The following is a 16,865-nucleotide window of genomic DNA, read 5'->3' on the forward strand; positions in this document are numbered from 1 at the left end:
CATCAGTGCGAAAACGAAGCGTATTGTTGTAGACAAACCGAGCGCAACCGAACGACTGAGCAAGAAGTATTTTCTGCTCAGGTGTCGGATAGAATCGGTATTTATAGGCTCGCTTAGTCATGCTTACGGTTTACAATGAAAGCTGTAAATATAGCAAGTATTTTGCATAGGCAGTCTTTCAGACTGCGAACTATCCATCCCCGAACTAGAAGTACGGGGCTTTCCGCTCAATTTGGTAAGAATGTTCAAGCTCTGTCGACTCACAAAAGCAGAAACCACACCGAACAAAAAACCTGTAACGTGATCGTAATTGCGGAAGATCTCCAGCCCCGCCCCTGCGGGAAGACCTGCAAGAATTCTCAATCTCTGTCGACTCATAAAAGCAGATACCATACCGGGCAACGAATCTGTGTCGAGACAGTGGTTGGGGAAGATGGCCAGCAAAGGCGATGTGGAAGGACCTGCAAAAATATCGTAGCCCTATCGGATCATAAGCGAAGAGAACATTCAGGACAAAAAATCTGTGACTTCACCGTGGTCGGGGAGGATGGACAGCTGCAGCCATGCGGGACAGCCTGCAAGAATGCTCAAGCCCTGACGTACCACAGAAACAGAGAGCACACCGGGCAACAAACCTGTAATTTAAACGTGGTCGGGGAAGATGGCCAGCTGCGGCCATGCGGAAGAGTCTACAAGAATTCCAGATCCCTATGGGATCACAAAAGAAGCATGCACAGCGGGGAAAAAATCTGTGAAGTGACTATGGTCGGGGAGGATGGCCTGCCGCGAGCATGCGGGAAGGTCTGCAAAAATATCAAAGCCCTGCTGGATCACAAAAGAAGGTGCCACACCGGGCAGCAAGCCTGCAACGAGACCGTGGTCACAGAAGATGGCCTGCTGCGGCCATGCGGGAGGGTCTGCAAGAATATCAGGGCCCTGATGGATCACAAAAGAAATCATCGGAAACGCAAGCCTGTTGATGTAAACCAAAAATGATGGCCCCAGTCCTGAAAAAGCTAAATTGAGCAAGTAACAATCTGACCCGGTACGTGACTTCAATGACGTTTTTCCCGGTGCTACCTTCAGTTTTTAGCAAAAGATCTTTGATAGAAAACAGACTTATTTTCTTGATCTATCCTTCCTCTCCATCCACCAAAATGCAAGGATAGAATTATTAGACACTCACTCTTCGCAGCACCGCTGTTGCCGCTAACGCTTTTGCTGATATCGTTGCCAGTTGTCTGTCAGGCCGAACTTTTGACAGAACGCTTTATTGTCGAGTTTGAACACAATGCAGTGTTTTCAAACCAGAACTTTTCTGTAAAGCGCGATCGGCATACACCGACAAAAAAAAACGCCCGATATAGCCAACACAAACGACTATGAAGGATCGGATTCACCGCCCCATGAGAAACGACAGAGACCGGGCGATTATGGGGTAAAAACGACCATTATTGAGTCGATTTCGTGGCAATGGTTTTACGCCACGCGTCTGCTGATGGGTTACGAACTTTTCCTGGCGACCGAAGAAACCCTTTTCAGCTCCAAATCTTATTCATGGCTACCTGTAGAAGTAGTAGTTGTTGTCGTTATCTGGCTTTTGAAAAGTTATTGGAAGCATGACTCACTGTCATTTAAATCGATCAGACAACATTCAGCAGCATCAATGCTGACAAGGGGGGATCACCCGTTTGCTACCATCACTATGGAGCCTGGCTCTGAACACAGCCAGCAACCACATCCGCTATTAGTATCATCCGGCGAGCAAGTCTCGGGAGCAACGACCCAACTCACGGGCACTTTCAACCGCCAGCTGTGTTCTTACTATGGCCGCGGTAACGGAGGCCCTCAACAGCCCCTCAACATACTTTAGGTTTAAATTGTTTCGTCTTTCCCTGTCATGGTGCTTGTGGTTTCCGATCCTCATCCATTAGCAACGAGCCTGATGAATGGACGCTGAATGCTACAGAAAGTTCAACAGACAACTTTACACACTCAATAATTGCAGGGACAGTCTATGCGACTGACCCTGCCGGAACACCCAATTATGATGTAACAATCGAGAGAAATTTGCCAACCAACCCTGATGACTGGGTTATAATCAACGGGTTACTCAAGTTGCATAATCACAGTCACCCCGAAGAAACCGGGATTGCCTCTGCACCTGTTATCCATTTGGAACGTACAATAGGGACTCCGCCTTCGGGCTGTCTTCCTTTGGCAGAAGCTCCCCATAGCCAGCAAGCTCTGTTGGATCCCAGAAGCAGGTGCCATATCAAGCCAAAAATCTGTCAAGTAAACGTAGTCGAAGAGGATGGCCGGTCACGGCCATGCGGCGGGGTCTTCAGGAGTGCAAGAAGCCTGTCGTCTCACAAAAGCAGCCAGCATAGCGGGCAACAAAGCTGTAAGGTGACTGTAGTTGGGCAGGATAGAAAGCCGAGGCCATGCGGGAAGGTCTGCAAGAGTCTCTGCAGCCTGATGGAACACAGATACAGAGATCACACCGGACAACAAACCTGTGACGTGCCTGTGGTCGGGGAGGATGACCAGCTGCAGCCATGCGGGACGGTCTGCATCAATATCAGAGCCCTGTGGAATCACAGAAGCAAAGCGCACACGGGGCAACAAACCTGTGACATAATAGTGGACGGGAGGGATGGTCGACCACGTCCGTGCGGAAAGGTCTATCAGAGTGCTCAAGCCCTGGGGTCTCACAAAAGCAGATACCACACTGGGCAAAAAACCTGTAACGTAACAGTGATTGGAGAAGATGGCCAGCGGCGACCATGTGGGATAGTTCACAAAAACGCTCGAACACTGTCGTATCACAAAACCAGACACCATTCCACGCAACAAACCTGCAACGTAATGGTTATCGGAGAGGATGGCCAACAGCGGCCATGCGGCAAAATATTCAAGACTATTCATACCCTGTCGGATCACAGAAGAGTACATCGAAAGCGTAAGCCTGTTGGTGAGCACCAGAACGATGATCTCAATCCCTGATCTGACAACTGCCCCTTCATAAAGTTTATCCCAGTGCCAGTAAACCCTGACAGATCACAAAAGAAAATACCGAAAACGCAAGCCTGTTGATGCGGATCAGGACGATAACCTCAGTCGTTGATCTGACACCCGCCTTTTCATGAGGTGATCTATCCTTCCTCTCTATAAATTAGAATGCACGGATAGAATGCTTAAAAACTCACCCTTTGAGACACTGCTGTTGCTGATATTATTGTTATCTGTCGTCTGTCAGGCCAAACCGTGGACAGAACGTTTTATTGTCGAGCCTGAACATAAGGCAGTGTTTACAGACCAGAGCTTTTCTATAAAGGATGTCCAGCATACCTTGCCGGTCAACCCGTCAGATATTGTCGATACAAACGGCTGCGCAGCACAGGATTTGCCGCCTGATGATCAATCATTTTACGGGATAAAAGCGACCATTATTGAATCGATTTCGTGGCGATCAATCTACACCACTCATCTGCTTTTAGGTTACGAACTGCCCCTAAACATCGAAGAAGCCCCTCTGAGTAACACGCTTCATTCATGGCTTCCTCTGGAAGTGGTTATCGCTGTCGGTTGGTTTTTAAAAAGCTATTGGCTCCTATATTCCTCGTCGTTTAATACGATTAAACAAAAAGAAGCAACATCTAAGCTGACACAGGGGGATCATCTGTTTGCTACCATCATTATGGTGCCTGGCTCTGGACATAATCAACAACCATACCCGCTATCAGAATCATCCGACGAGCAAGTCTCTGGAGTGACAACTCAACTTGCAGGCACCGTCAGCAGATCCCTGCATTCTGACTCTGGCGGCGGTAACAGAGGCCCTCAACAACCCCCGCATACTTTGGGTTTAAATTGTTTCGTCTTTCCCTGTCGTGGCGTTTGTATCTTTCGATCATCATCTAATAGCAGATGGCCCGCTAAATGGCCGCTGAATTCCGAAGAGAGTTCGGCAGGCAACCTTGCAAATTCAATCAGTTCAGGCACAGTCTACGCAACAGACTCAGCCGGACCCAATTATGCTACGACAATGCACAGGAATTTGCCTATCACCCCTGAAGACTGGATTATAATCGATGGGTTACTCAACCTGCGTAGCTGTAATCTTCCAGAAGCAATCTGGATTTCCTGTTCGGCTACCCATTTCGAACGCCCAGTGGCAACATCAACTCCGGGCTACCTCCCTTCCGAAGGCCCTGGCCATTATCAACAAGCCCACTCGAATCAAAAGAGAAGAGACCATACCGGGCCACAAACCTGTGACGCAAACGTAATCGGGAAGAATGGCCAGCCGCGGCCATGCGGAAGAACCTGCAAAAGTCCTCATGCTCTGTCGGATCACAAAAACAAATACCACAGTGGGCAAAAAATCTGCCAGACAACGACAGTCGGGGAGGATGGCCAGCCGCGACCATGCGGAAAGATTTGCAAAAACACTCAAGTTTTATCCGATCACAGAAGAAGAGACCATAGCGGACAAAAAAGCTGTGACCGCACAGTATTCGGGAAGGATGGCCGGCCGCAGCCATGTGGGAAAATCTACAAGAATGCTAAAGCCCTGTCCGATCACAAAAGAAAGAGCCACAGCGGGCAAAAAATCTGTGACGTGACCGTGGTCAGTGACATTGGTCAGCTGCGGCCATGTGGGGTGGTCTGCATCAGTTCGCAAGCCCTGTTTAATCACAAAAGAAGTCATCGAAAACGCAAGCTTGTTGATACGGATCAGAACGTTGACCTCAGTCATTGATCTGACACCCAATCTTTCTTGAAGTGATCTATCCTTCCTGTCTATAAATCAGAACGCAGGGATAGAACGATTAAACACTCACTCTTTACCGAAATGCTGTTTCTGATATTATTGTCCTCTGTCGTCTGTCAGGCCGAACCGTGGAAAGAATACTTTATTGTCGATTTTGAACAAAAGTCAGTGTTTCCAAACCAGAACTTTTCTATAAAGCTTAGCCAGCATATCTTGCCGGGCAACTCGTCAGACATTGCAGCCACAAGCGGCCAGACAAGACTGGATTCGACGCCTGATGAAACACGAGATTACAGGGCAAAGACAACCATCATTGACTCAATATCATGGCTGTCGCTTTCCGCCACTCATCTGCCCTCGAGCTACGAACTGACCCTCACCACCAAAGACGCCTCTGCGAGTACCAACCCTTATTCATGGTTACCTGCAGAAGTGTTTATCGCAGTCGGTTGGCTTTTAAAAAACTATTGGAGCTATTCACCGTCGTTTAACCCGATCGAACAACAGGAAGTGAGTCAGGATCACCCATTTGCCTCCATCACCGTAGTACCTGGCCCCACAAATAACCAACCATCGTACCAGTCATCAGAATCATCGTGGCAGCAAACCCCGAAAACCACCTCCCAACCTTCAGGCTCTTTCACTAGCCTCCACCAGTGTGCTGGCACTGGCGACGGTAAAAGAGGCCCTCAACAACCTCTGCATAGTCTGGGTTTACATTGTTTCGTCCTTCCCTGTCGTGGCATTTGTGCCTTCCGACCCTTATCCGATAGCAGAGGGCCCACTGAATGGCTGCTGAATTCAGCAGAAAGTTCGGCAAGCAATCCTACACTCTCAATGAGTGCAGAAGCAGTCTTTACAAATGGTCCTACCGAGCTACTCAAGGATAATGTAACAAAGCAAGGGAATGTGCCTTTCACGGCTGACGACTGGTTAATAGTCAATGGGTTACTCAATCTAAGTGGCCAAAGCCTTATCAAAGGAATCGGGATTTCCCCTACACCTACCCATTTGACATGCCCTGTGGAGACTTCACCTTCGGGTTATCTTCCTTCCGGAAGGGCTGCTTATTACCAACACACCCTGACGAGTCACAAAAAAAAAGACCGCATCAGACAAAAAATCTGTGACGTAACCGTGGATGGAAAGGATGGTCAGCAGCGACCATGCGAGAAGGTTTACAAAAGTGTTCGAGCTTTGGAGGATCACAAAAGAAGAGACCACGCCACCGGGCAAAAAACCTGCAACGTCGCAGTGTTCACAGAGAATGGCCAGTTGCGGTCATGCGGGCAGGTCTGCAGGAGTACTAAAGCCCTGTCTGATCACAGAAACAGAGCTCACAGTGGGCAACAAATCTGCGACGTGACCGTGGTCACAGAGGACCACCAGCAGCGACCATGCGGCACGGTCTGCAAGAATACTAAAGCTCTGTGGTCTCACAAAAGCAGAGAACACTCCGGGCAAAAAAACTGTGACGTAACCCTGGTCGGGGAGGATGGCCGGACGCAGCCATGCGGGACGGTCTGCAAAAATGCTCACGCCCTGAGGATTCACAAAAATAAAGTCCACGGTCAACAACAAACCTGTGACGCAACCATCATCGGGGCGGATGGCCAACCGCGGCCATGCGGTAAGGTCTGCAAGAATGCTGAATCCTTCTCGTCTCACAAAAGCAAATACCACAGCGGGCAAAAAACCTGTGATATGTCCGTACTGGGGAAGGATGGTCAGCAGCGTGCGTGCGGAGCGGTTTGCAAGCATGCAAGAGCCCTGTTAACTCACAAAAGGCGTCATCGAAAACGCAAGCCTGTTGATGAGGATCAAAAAGTTGACCTCAGTCGCTGATCTGAAACCCGCCTTTTAATGAGCTGATCTATCCTTCCTCCCTATAAATTAGATTACATGGATAGAATGATTAAACACTCACTCATTGTGGCGCGGATTTTTCCGATATTATTGCTGGCTGTCGTTTGTCAGGGCGAACCGCAGAGAGAACGTTTTATTGTTGAGCTTGAACAGAAGACAGTGTTTCCAAATCAGAGCTTTTTTATAAGGCGTGACCAGCATAGATTGCCAGTCAACCCATCAGGCATCGCAGACACATACGGCTATGCAAGACTGGCTTCACCGCCTGATAAAGAACCTGATTACCGAGCAAAAACAACCATCATTGAGTCAATTTCATGGTGTTTGCTTTACGCCAAACAATTGTACGTGGGCTACGAACTGACCCCGACTTCCAAAGACGCCGCTCTGAGCTCTACCCCTTATTCATGGCTACCTGTAGAAATGGTTATCATAATCGGTTGGCTTTTAAAAAACTATTGCCCCCCCTATTCAGCGTCGTTTAACGCGATCGAACAACAAGAAGTGAGTCAGGATCACCTGTTTGTCTCCATCACTATGGTGCCTGACTCTGGAGATAACCGACCACTTAACCTGCCATCAGAATCATCGGGACAGCGTATCCCGGAAAACGCCTTCCACCTTGCTGGCTCTTTCACTGGCCTCATGTATTCTGGCTCTGGCAGTGGTAACGGAGGCCCTCAACCATCCCTACATACTCTGGGTTTAAATTGTTTCGTCCTTCCCTGTCATGGCTTTTGTACTTTCCGACCTTCATCCGATGACAGAGGAACCACTGAATGGCCGCTGAACCCGGCAGAAAGTTCGACAGGCAAACCTGCACTCTCAATGAGTGCAGAAGCTGGCCCTATCACTGACTCTGCAGAGCGAATCAATAATGATGTGACAGCGCACGGGAATTTGCCTTTCACCGCTAACGACTGGTTTATAGTCAATTGTTTACTCAATCTGCGTGGTCACAGCCTTCCCGAAGAAATGGGGCTTTCCAGTACGCATTCCAATTTGACACGTCCAATGGAGAGTTCATCTTCAGGCTACCCTCCTTCCGAAGGGGCTACCCATTACCAACATGACCTGTCGAATCATAGGAGAAAAAACGACATCGGACGAAAAGACTGTGACGTGAGCCTGGTTAGGGAAGATGGCCTGAAGCGACCATCTGGAAGAGTCTGCAAGAATACTGAAGCCCTATTGGTTCACAAAAGCTCATACCACACCGGGCAAAAAACCTGTGAAGTACCTCTGGTCAGGAATGACGGTCAGCAGCGACGGTGCGGGATCGTCTGTAAGAATGCTAAAACCCTGTGGTATCACAAGAGAAAATTCCACAGCAAGCAACAAAACTGCAACGTAACAGTGGTCAGTGAGGATGGTCAGCTGCGACCTTGCGGGGCGGTCTTCAAAAATGTTCAAGATTTGTCGCTTCACAAAAGCAGAAATCATGCAGGACAAAAATCTTGTGACGTGACCGTGTTTGGAGAGGATGGCCAGCCGCGACCATGCGGGAAGATCAGCAAGAATGCTCAAGCCCTATCGTCTCACAAAAGCGGATACCACTCCGGACAAAAAAACTGTGACATGGCGGTGATAGGAAAGGATGGCCAGCCCCGACCATGCGGGAAGGTCTGTAATAATGCTCAGGCCTTGTCTAATCACAAAAAAAGAGACCATTGCGGGCCACAAACCTGTGACGCAGGAGTGATCGGGGAAGATGGTCTGCTGCGGCCATGCGGAAAGGTCTGCAATGATACCAAATCACTGTCTAGTCACAAAAGAATTCATCGAAAACGCAAGCCTGTTGATGTAACCCGGAATGATGACCCCAGTCCTGAAAAAGCTAAATTGAATAAGTAACGATCTGATCCGGTACGTGACTTCAATGACATTTTTCTCGGTGCCACCTTTGGCTTTTAACAAACGATTTTTGATAGAAAACAGACTTATTTTCTTGATCTATCCTCCCTCTCTAGCCACCAGAATGCATGGATAGAATGATTAGACAGTCACTCTTCGCAACACCGCTGTTGCTGATAATGCTGTTGTTGATATTGTTGCCCGTCGTCTGTCAGGCCGAACCGTTGAGTGAACATTTTATTGTCGAGCTTGAACACAACGCAGTGTTTCTAAACCAGAACTTTTTTATATTACCTGACCGACATACTCTGCCAGGAAAACCGTCAGATACTGGCAACGCAAACGGCTATTCAGAAATGGATTCACTTCATGATGACCAAGCAGTTTACAGGGAAAAAACGAACCTTATTGGGTCGATTTCGTGGCAATGGCTTTATACCACTCATCTGTTGGTGGGTTACGAACAGATCCTGACCACCAAAGACGCCCCTCTGAGCGCCAACTCTTTTTCATGGCTACCTGCAGAAGTGGTTCTTGCCGTTGGCTGGCTCTTAAAAAGTTATATTAAAAAAAAACCAATGTCGTATATTATGATCTGCCAGCAAGAAGCAACATCCATACTGACGCTGGGGGATGAGCCGTTTGCCTGCATCACTATGGTGCTTGGCTCTGGACGCAACCAACAATCACACTCCCTATCAGAATCAACCGGCGAGCAAGTCTCAGGAGCAATGCCACAACTTACAGGCATTTTCACCAGTCTCGTGCACACTGACTCTGGCAGTGGTAACAGAGGCCCTCAACAACCTCAACATACTTTGGATTTAAATTGTTTTGTCTCTCCCTGTCATGGCGTTTGCAATTTCCGACCATCTTCCTATAGCAGAGAATCCGCTGAATGTCCGTTGAACGCCGGAGAATGTTCAACAGGCAACTCTCCGCTCTCAATGAGCGCAAAGGCAGCCTGCACAAATGACTCTGCCGGGCCAATCAACAATGACGTAACAAGCCGCCTGAATTTGCCTGCCACCTCTGATGAGTGGATTATAATCGATGGCTTACTCAATCTGCGTGGCCATCATCGCCCCGAAGAAACTACGATTGCCTGTATGCCTACCCATTTGACACGCCCAATGGAGATTTTACCATCGGATTGTCTTCCTTCCGCAGAGGCTACCCATTGCCATGGAGCCCTGTCGAATCACAAAAAAAGAGACCACATCGAGCAACAAAGCTGTGACGTGACCGTGGTCGGGGAGAATGGCCAGCGGCAACCATGCAGAAAAGTCTGCAGAAATGCTCGGGCCCTATCGGTTCACAAAAGCTCATACCACACCGGGCAAAAAACCTGTGGTTTGACTGTGGTCAGGGAGGATGGTCAGCTACAGCCGTGCGGGATGGTCTTGAAGAATGCTCGATTCCTGGCGGAGCACAAAAGAAAAGTCCACAGCGGGCAAAAAAACTGCGACTTGACCGTGTTCACAAAGGATGGTCAGCAGCGATCATGCGGGAGGATCTGCAAGAATAGTTATGACCTGTTATCTCACAAAAAAAGAGAGCACACTGGACAACAAACCTGTCAGATAACAGTCGTCGGGAAAGATGGTCAGCAACGGCCATGCGGAAAAGTTTCCGGGAATGCTTTAGCCCTGTCGGTTCACAAAAGTTCATACCATACCGGGCAAAAAACCTGCCATGTAACCATGACCGGAGAGGATGGGAAGCAGCGACCGTGCGGGACGGTATACAAGAATGCCCGATTCCTGGCGGATCACAAACGAAAAGCCCATAGCGGGCAACAAACCTGCAATGTGACCGTGGTCACAGAGGATGGTCAACGGCGACCATGCGGGATAATCTGCAAGAGTACCCAAGCCCTGTCGGGTCACAAAAGCAGAGACCACACTGGGCAACAAGCCTGTGACGTAACCGTCGTAGGGGAGGATGGTCAGCCGCGGCCATGCGGGATCTTATGCAAAAATGTTACCACTCTGTCATCTCACAAAAGCGGACAACACAGCGGGCAAAAAACCTGTGACGCAACCGTGATTGGGGAAGATGGCCAGCCGCAGCCATGCGGGAAGATTTGCACAAATGCTCAAGCTTTGTCGAATCACAAAAGAAGCAACCACAGCAAACAACAGACCTGTAGCCGTACCCTGGTTGGGGATGATGGGCTGCAGCGGTCATGTGGGAAGATCTTCAAGAATACTAAAGCCCTGTCGGCTCACAAAAGATGTCATCGAAAACGCAAGCCTGTTGATGTGAACCAGAATAATGACCGCAGTCCTAAAAAAGGTAAATCAAATAATTAACACCCGACTTTTCATGACGTTTTGCCCCGTAGCAACCTTTGGCTTTTTAAGAAGGTCTTTGTCAGGAAAACAGACTGATTATCCTGATCTATCCTTCCTGTCTACCCAACAGAATGCAAGGATAGAATGTTTAGGCACTCACTCTTTACGGCACTGCTGCTGATATTGTTGTTAATACTGTTGCTGTCATTGTTGTTGTCTGTCGTTTGTCAGGCAGAACCCTGGACAGAACATTTTATTGTCGAGATTGAACAGAAGGCAGCTTTTCCAAACCAGAGCTTTTCTATAAAACGGGCCCGGCATACTTTAACGGGCAACCCGTCAGACATTGCAGATCCAAACAACTATGCAGGAATAGATTCGACGCCTGATGATCAATCAGGTTATGGGGTAAAAAAGAACCTTATTGTGTCGATTTCGTGGCAATGGCTTTATGCCACACATCTTCTGATGGGTTACGAACTGATCCTGACTAACAAAGACGCCCCTCTGAGCGCCAAACCTTATTCATGGCTAATTGCTGAAGTGCTTGTCTCTGTCGGCTGGCTTTTAAAAAGCTATTATAAAAATCTACTGTCGTTTAGTTCGTTCGGCCGACAAGAGGCAACATCCATGCTGACACGGAGGGATAATCCTTTTACCTACATCAATATGGTGCTTGGCTCTGGACATAACCAACAATCACAATCGCTATCAGAATCATTCGGCAAGCGAGTCTCAGGGGCAAAACCCCAACTTACAGGCACTTTCATCAGCCCTATGCACTCTGACTCAGCCGATGGTAACAGGAGCCCTCAACAACCTCAGCATACTTTGGATTTAAATTGTTTTATTTCTCCCTGTCGTGGCGTTTGTTGTTTCCGATCACCAATCGTTGACAGAGAGCTCGCTGAATGGCCGCTAAATTCCGAAGAAAGTTCGACAGACAACCCCACACGCTCAATAAGTGCAGAGGCAGTCTATACAACTGAACCACCCGGCCCTCACAATTATGCTGTGACAATGCACAGAAATTTGCCAATCACCTCTGATGACTGGATTATAATCCACGGGTTGCTCAATCTACATAAACAGCGTCTTCCAGAAGAAACAGAAACTTCCTTTTCACATACCCATTTCACACCCATAATGGGGACTTCACCTCTCGTCTGCCTCGCTTCCAGAAGGGGTACCCTTTGCCAAAAAGTCCTGTCGAATCTCAATAGAGGAGGCCACACCGGGGAACAAACCTGTGACGAGAAAGTGGTCGGGGAGGATGGCCAAAAGCAGTCATGTAGCAGGGTCTGCAAGAATGTTAATGCTCTGTTGTATCACAAAAGAAAAGAGCACACCGGGCCACAAACCTGCGACCTGACATTGGTCACAAAGGATGGTCAGCAGCTACCATGCGAGAAGGTTTACAAAAGTGTTCGAGCTTTGGAGGATCACAAAAGAAGAGACCACGCCACCGGGCAAAAAACCTGCAACGTCGCAGTGTTCACAGAGAATGGCCAGTTGCGGTCATGCGGGCAGGTCTGCAGGAGTACTAAAGCCCTGTCTGATCACAGAAACAGAACTCACAGTGGGCAACAAACCTGTGACGTGACCGTGGTCACAGAGGACCACCAGCAGCGACCATGCGGCACGGTCTGCAAGAATACTAAAGCTCTGTGGTCTCACAAAAGCAGAGAACACTCCGGGCAAAAAAACTGTGACATAACCTTGGTCGGGGAGGATGGCCGGACGCAACCATGCGGGACGGTCTGCAAAAGTGCTCACGCCCTGAGGATTCACAAAAATAAAGTCCACGGTCAACAACAGACCTGTAACGCAACCATCATCGGGGCGGATGGCCAACCGCGGCCATGCGGTCAGGTCTGCAACAGCATTCCAAACCTGTCGGTCCACAAAAGCAGATACCACAGCGGACAAAAAATCTGTGACGTAACCGTGGTCGGGGAGGATGGTCTGCAGCGGCCTTGCGGGAAAGTCTGCAACAATGCTCAAGTCCTATACAATCACAAGAGATATCATCAAAAACGCAAGCCTGTTGATGTGGTTCAGGACGATGACTCCGGCCTTTGATCTGATCCCCACTCTTTCACGAGCAGAATATAACGTTCACATGCTGGTTTACTTTGAGCAACATGAAAAGATGGAGTCGGCCATTATCCGCGAAAAACAGCTGGAGAAATGAAGCGTTTACGCCTGGAGTCGATTTCGATACCGCGCCCCATAGTTCGGGCAATACGGGACAGGTTGACTGAATCCATCTGGAAGAGGCCAAAAATGACCAGCGCAACAAGGCCAATACGCTATGGATGCCAGCCAAGAGGTTTTAAGATGCTTTGCCAGTGATTGGGTGATTCCCTGGCTAGTTCGACAGGCAATCCTGCATAACCAATGAGCATGGAAGCATAGGGACTTATGCTTCGGGCTGTCTTTTATCTGCTTGACCTATCATTCCTCTGGATAAACAAGAATGTAAGAATAAAATGATTAAAAAACCACTCTCTTTTGCGCTGCTTTTACTGATATTTTTGTTTTCTGTCATCTGTCAGGCCGAACCGTCGACAGAACGTTTTATTGTCGAGCTTAAACAGAGTGCACTGTTTCCAAACGAGAGCATTTCCATAAAGTATGACCAGCATACACTCCCCAACAACCCGCCAGATATTGCTGATACAGAAGGCTGTGCAAGACAGGATTCGCCGTCTGATGACCAACCAGTTTACGGGTTAAAAACGACCATAATTGAATCGATTTCGTGTCAGTGGCTTTACGACACTTACCTGCTGGTGGGTTACGAACTGATCCTGACCTCCAAAGATAGTCCACTCATTTCCCCCCCTTATTCATTGCAACATTCGAAAGCCGTTGTTACAGTCGGTTGGCTTTTAAAAAGCTTTTGGAACCCTGATTCAACGCCGTTCAAACCGATCGAACAAAAAGAGGTGCATCAGGTTAACCCGTTTGCCATCAACGCTATGAAGCCTGGCTCGGGTAATAACCAGCAGTCACACCAGCCATCAGAATCAACCAGCCAACAAGCCCCTGAAGCCACCCATCAACCTAAAGGTTATTTTACTAACCTCCTGTATTCTGACTATGCCGGAGGTAACGAAGGCCCTCCTCAACTTCTACATACTTTGAGTGAAAATTGTTTCGTCTTTCCCTGTCATGGCGTTTGTAGTTTCCGACCATCATCAGATAACAGGGGAGTCACAGACTGGACGGTGAATTCCCGGGAAAGTTCGACAGCTAACCCTTCACACTCAATGAATGCAGAAGCAGCCTGTGCAACTGCCCCTGCCGGGACAAACAATGATGAAGTACCAATGCAACGGAATTTACCTGTCAGCCCTAACGACTCAGTTATAATCACTGCTTTACTCAGTCTCAGTAGTCACAGTCTTCCCGAAAAGAGCGAGATTTCCTTTACACCTAATCATTTCACTCCTCCATTGGAGACTTCATCTTTGGGTTGTCTCCCCTCCAAAGGGGGTAACCAGCGCCAACAGACCCTGTCGAAGCACAAAAGAAGAGACCACTTCAGCCAAAGAACCTGTGACGTGACCGTGATCGGTAAGGGTGGTCAGCAGCAAACATGCGGAAAAGTCTTCAAGAGTACTAAATCCCTGTCGGATCACAAAAGAGGCACTCACAGCGGACAACAATCCTGTGCCGTGACAGTGGTCGGGAAGGATGGCAAGCCACGGCCATGCGGGGTAGTCTGCAAGAATGCAGGAACCCTTTCGGCACACAAAACCGGATACCACACAGGGCAAAAAAACTGTGACGTAATGGTCAGCTGGGAAGGTGAACAACCGCGGCCGTGCGGGATATTATTTGAGAATGCCAGAGCCCTGTCAGATCACAAAAGAAGAGCGCATACCGTGCAGAAAGCCTGTGACTTAAAAGTGGTCGGGGAGGATGGCGAGCCGCAGCCATGCGGGATGCTCTGCAAGAATGCCGGAGCCCTGTCGGCTCACAAAAGCAAGATCCACAGCAAACCACAAACTTGCGACAAAACAGTGACCGGGGAGGACGGTCAGCCGCGGCCATGTGGGATAGTCTGCAAGAATGCCGGAGTCCTGTCGTCTCACAAAAGCGGATATCATAGGGGGCAAAAAACCTGTAACGCACCGGTGATCGGGGAAGATGGCCAGCCGCGGTCATGCGGGTTGGTGTTTGAGAATGCTGATGCCATTACGAAGCACAAAAGAAAAGCACACAGCGGTCAATGTACCTGTGATTTTCCAGTGATCGAAAAAGATGGTCGGCAGCGGCGATGTGGAAAAGTCTGCTGGAATGCTCATGACCTGACGCAACATAAAAGGATACATCGAAAACGCAAGCATGTTGATATAAACCAGAGCGGTAACCTCGATCCTTGATCTGACACTCGCCTTATCATGAGTTGATCTATTCTTCCTCTCTATAAATTAGAATGCAGGGATAGAATGATTAAACACTCATCCATTGCAGCTCTGATGTTGCTGATATCGATATTGTCTGTCGCCTTTCAGGCCGAAGCGTTAACAGAGCGTTTTATTGTCGAGATTCAAAAGAATGAATTGTTTCCAAAACAGAGCTTTTCTATAAAGCCTGGCTTGCGAATATTGTCGGCCCCGCCAGGCATAGCTAACCCAAACGGATGCACTGATTCAGATTCACCGCCTTATGACAAACGACACCAAGTTAACAGTTACGGGATAAAAACACGCCTTATTGAATCGATTTCATGGCAGCTACTTTACGCCTCTCACCTGCTGGTGGGTTACAAACTGACCCTGAACACCAATGTTAAGCCACTAAAATCCAACCTTTATTCATGGCTACCTTTAGCAGCAGCTATCACTGTCCTTTGGCTTTTTAAAAACTCTCATAACCTCGATTTACCGTTGTTTAACCCAACCGAGCAAAAAGAGATAACTTCTATGCTGGGAGAGGGGTTTGCCATCACTATGGTGGCTGGCTCTGAACATAACCAACAATCACACCAGCCACCAGAATCACCCGGCCAGCAGGCTCCCGAAGTCACCCACGCACCCAGAGGTTATTTTACTAACCTCCTGTATTCTGTTTATGGCGGCGGTGACGGAGAACCTCATTCACTTCTGCATACTTTGGGTTTCAATTGTTTCATCTTTCCCTGTTTTGGCGTTTGTAGTTTCCGACCAGCATCGGATAGCAGGGGAGCCTCAAAAGGGACGATGATTTCCGTGGCAAGTCCAACAGCTAACCCTACACATTCAATGAGTGCAGAAGCAGCCGGTACAACTCACCCCGCCGGGTCACTCAATGAGTGTGTCACAGAGCATCGAAAATTGACTGTCTCCGCTAATGACTCGATTATCGTCCACGGTTTACTCAGCCTGAGTCATCATAACCTTCCAGAAGAAAACGGGACTTCCTCTTCGCACAGCCATTCCAAACGCCCAATAGAGACTTCAGCTTCAGGTTGTCTTCCTTCCGGAGGGGCTATCCATTGCCAACAAGCCCTGTCAAATTACAAAAGAGGAGACCGCGACAGTCAACGAACCTGTGTCGAGACAATGGCCGGGAAGGATGGCCAGGAACGGCAATGCGGGAAGGTCTATAAGAATACCAGGGCCCTTGCTAATCATAAGAGAACCTACCACACTGGGCAAAAAACCTGTGACTTAACAGTGGTTGGGAAGGATGGCCAGCCACGACCATGCAGGAAGGTTTACAAGAACGCTGGAACTCTGTCATATCACAAAAAAAGAGACCACACCGGGCAACAAACTTGTGACGTAACATTAGTTCGAGAGGATGATAGCCAGCTCTGGCCATGCGGGAAGATCTGCAAGAACGCTCAAAGCCTGTCGTATCACAAAATAAGAGACCACACCGCGCAACAAACCTGCGAGATAACAGTAGTTGGAAAGGACGGCCAGCCAAGGCCATGCGGGAAGGTCTGCAAGAATGCTCACGCTCTGACGGATCACAGAAGAATACATCGAAAGCGCAAACCTTTTTAATGAAGAGCGGAACTAAGTCTCAATCCTCTCCTGGGGACATCTTCAGCTGTTTTTCGCGGACAATGG

Annotated in this window: 11 protein-coding genes; 10 read left to right on the top strand and 1 reads right to left on the bottom strand. The window is 48.6% G+C overall.

The genetic code is table 11. The features are described from left to right. Positions 1 to 121 (bottom strand): helix-turn-helix domain-containing protein (locus KBW69_RS15585; protein WP_257281476.1); only part of this gene is annotated, 121 nt, incomplete at its 3' end. Positions 122 to 135: 14 nt separating this feature from the next. Between KBW69_RS15585 and KBW69_RS15590 the strand changes: the two genes are divergently transcribed. The 10 genes from KBW69_RS15590 (at position 136) to KBW69_RS15635 (ending at position 16,799) form a co-directional block, all read left to right on the top strand. Continuing rightward, positions 136 to 996 (top strand): hypothetical protein, encoded by an 861-nt coding sequence (locus KBW69_RS15590; RefSeq protein ID WP_257281449.1) that lies wholly within the window; start codon positions 136 to 138, stop codon positions 994 to 996. Positions 997 to 1,498: 502 nt separating this feature from the next. Continuing rightward, positions 1,499 to 1,873, top strand: coding sequence for a hypothetical protein (locus tag KBW69_RS15595; RefSeq protein ID WP_257274582.1), 375 nt, complete (start codon positions 1,499 to 1,501; stop codon positions 1,871 to 1,873). Between the two features lie 197 nt (positions 1,874 to 2,070). Continuing rightward, positions 2,071 to 3,006, top strand: coding sequence for a hypothetical protein (locus KBW69_RS15600; RefSeq protein ID WP_257274583.1), 936 nt, complete (start codon positions 2,071 to 2,073; stop codon positions 3,004 to 3,006). A 187-nt stretch (positions 3,007 to 3,193) separates the two neighbouring features. Beyond that, on the top strand, positions 3,194 to 4,765 hold the full coding sequence (locus KBW69_RS15605; protein ID WP_257281450.1) for a hypothetical protein: 1,572 nt from the start codon (positions 3,194 to 3,196) through the stop codon (positions 4,763 to 4,765). Between the two features lie 93 nt (positions 4,766 to 4,858). After that, positions 4,859 to 6,622, top strand: a complete 1,764-nt coding sequence (locus KBW69_RS15610) for a hypothetical protein (protein ID WP_257281451.1) — start codon at positions 4,859 to 4,861, stop codon at positions 6,620 to 6,622. A gap of 66 nt (positions 6,623 to 6,688) precedes the next feature. After that, a complete protein-coding gene (locus tag KBW69_RS15615; protein WP_257281452.1) occupies positions 6,689 to 8,497 on the top strand; it encodes a hypothetical protein in 1,809 nt (602 codons plus the stop codon). 128 nt (positions 8,498 to 8,625) lie between these two features. Then, entirely contained in the window at positions 8,626 to 10,812 is a 2,187-nt protein-coding gene (locus KBW69_RS15620; RefSeq protein ID WP_257281453.1) for a hypothetical protein, read from the top strand. Between the two features lie 126 nt (positions 10,813 to 10,938). Continuing rightward, complete coding sequence (locus KBW69_RS15625) at positions 10,939 to 12,876, top strand: hypothetical protein (protein ID WP_257281454.1); 1,938 nt, start codon at positions 10,939 to 10,941, stop codon at positions 12,874 to 12,876. Between the two features lie 410 nt (positions 12,877 to 13,286). Beyond that, the gene (locus KBW69_RS15630) at positions 13,287 to 15,188 is read left to right on the top strand and encodes a hypothetical protein (protein WP_257281455.1); all 1,902 of its coding nucleotides are present in this window, start codon (positions 13,287 to 13,289) and stop codon (positions 15,186 to 15,188) included. A 66-nt stretch (positions 15,189 to 15,254) separates the two neighbouring features. Further along, positions 15,255 to 16,799, top strand: coding sequence for a hypothetical protein (locus KBW69_RS15635; RefSeq protein ID WP_257253555.1), 1,545 nt, complete (start codon positions 15,255 to 15,257; stop codon positions 16,797 to 16,799). Positions 16,800 to 16,865 lie beyond the last annotated feature (66 nt).

It is taken from the genome of Endozoicomonas sp. ISHI1 (assembly GCF_024606225.1).
Lineage (GTDB): Bacteria > Pseudomonadota > Gammaproteobacteria > Pseudomonadales > Endozoicomonadaceae > Endozoicomonas_A.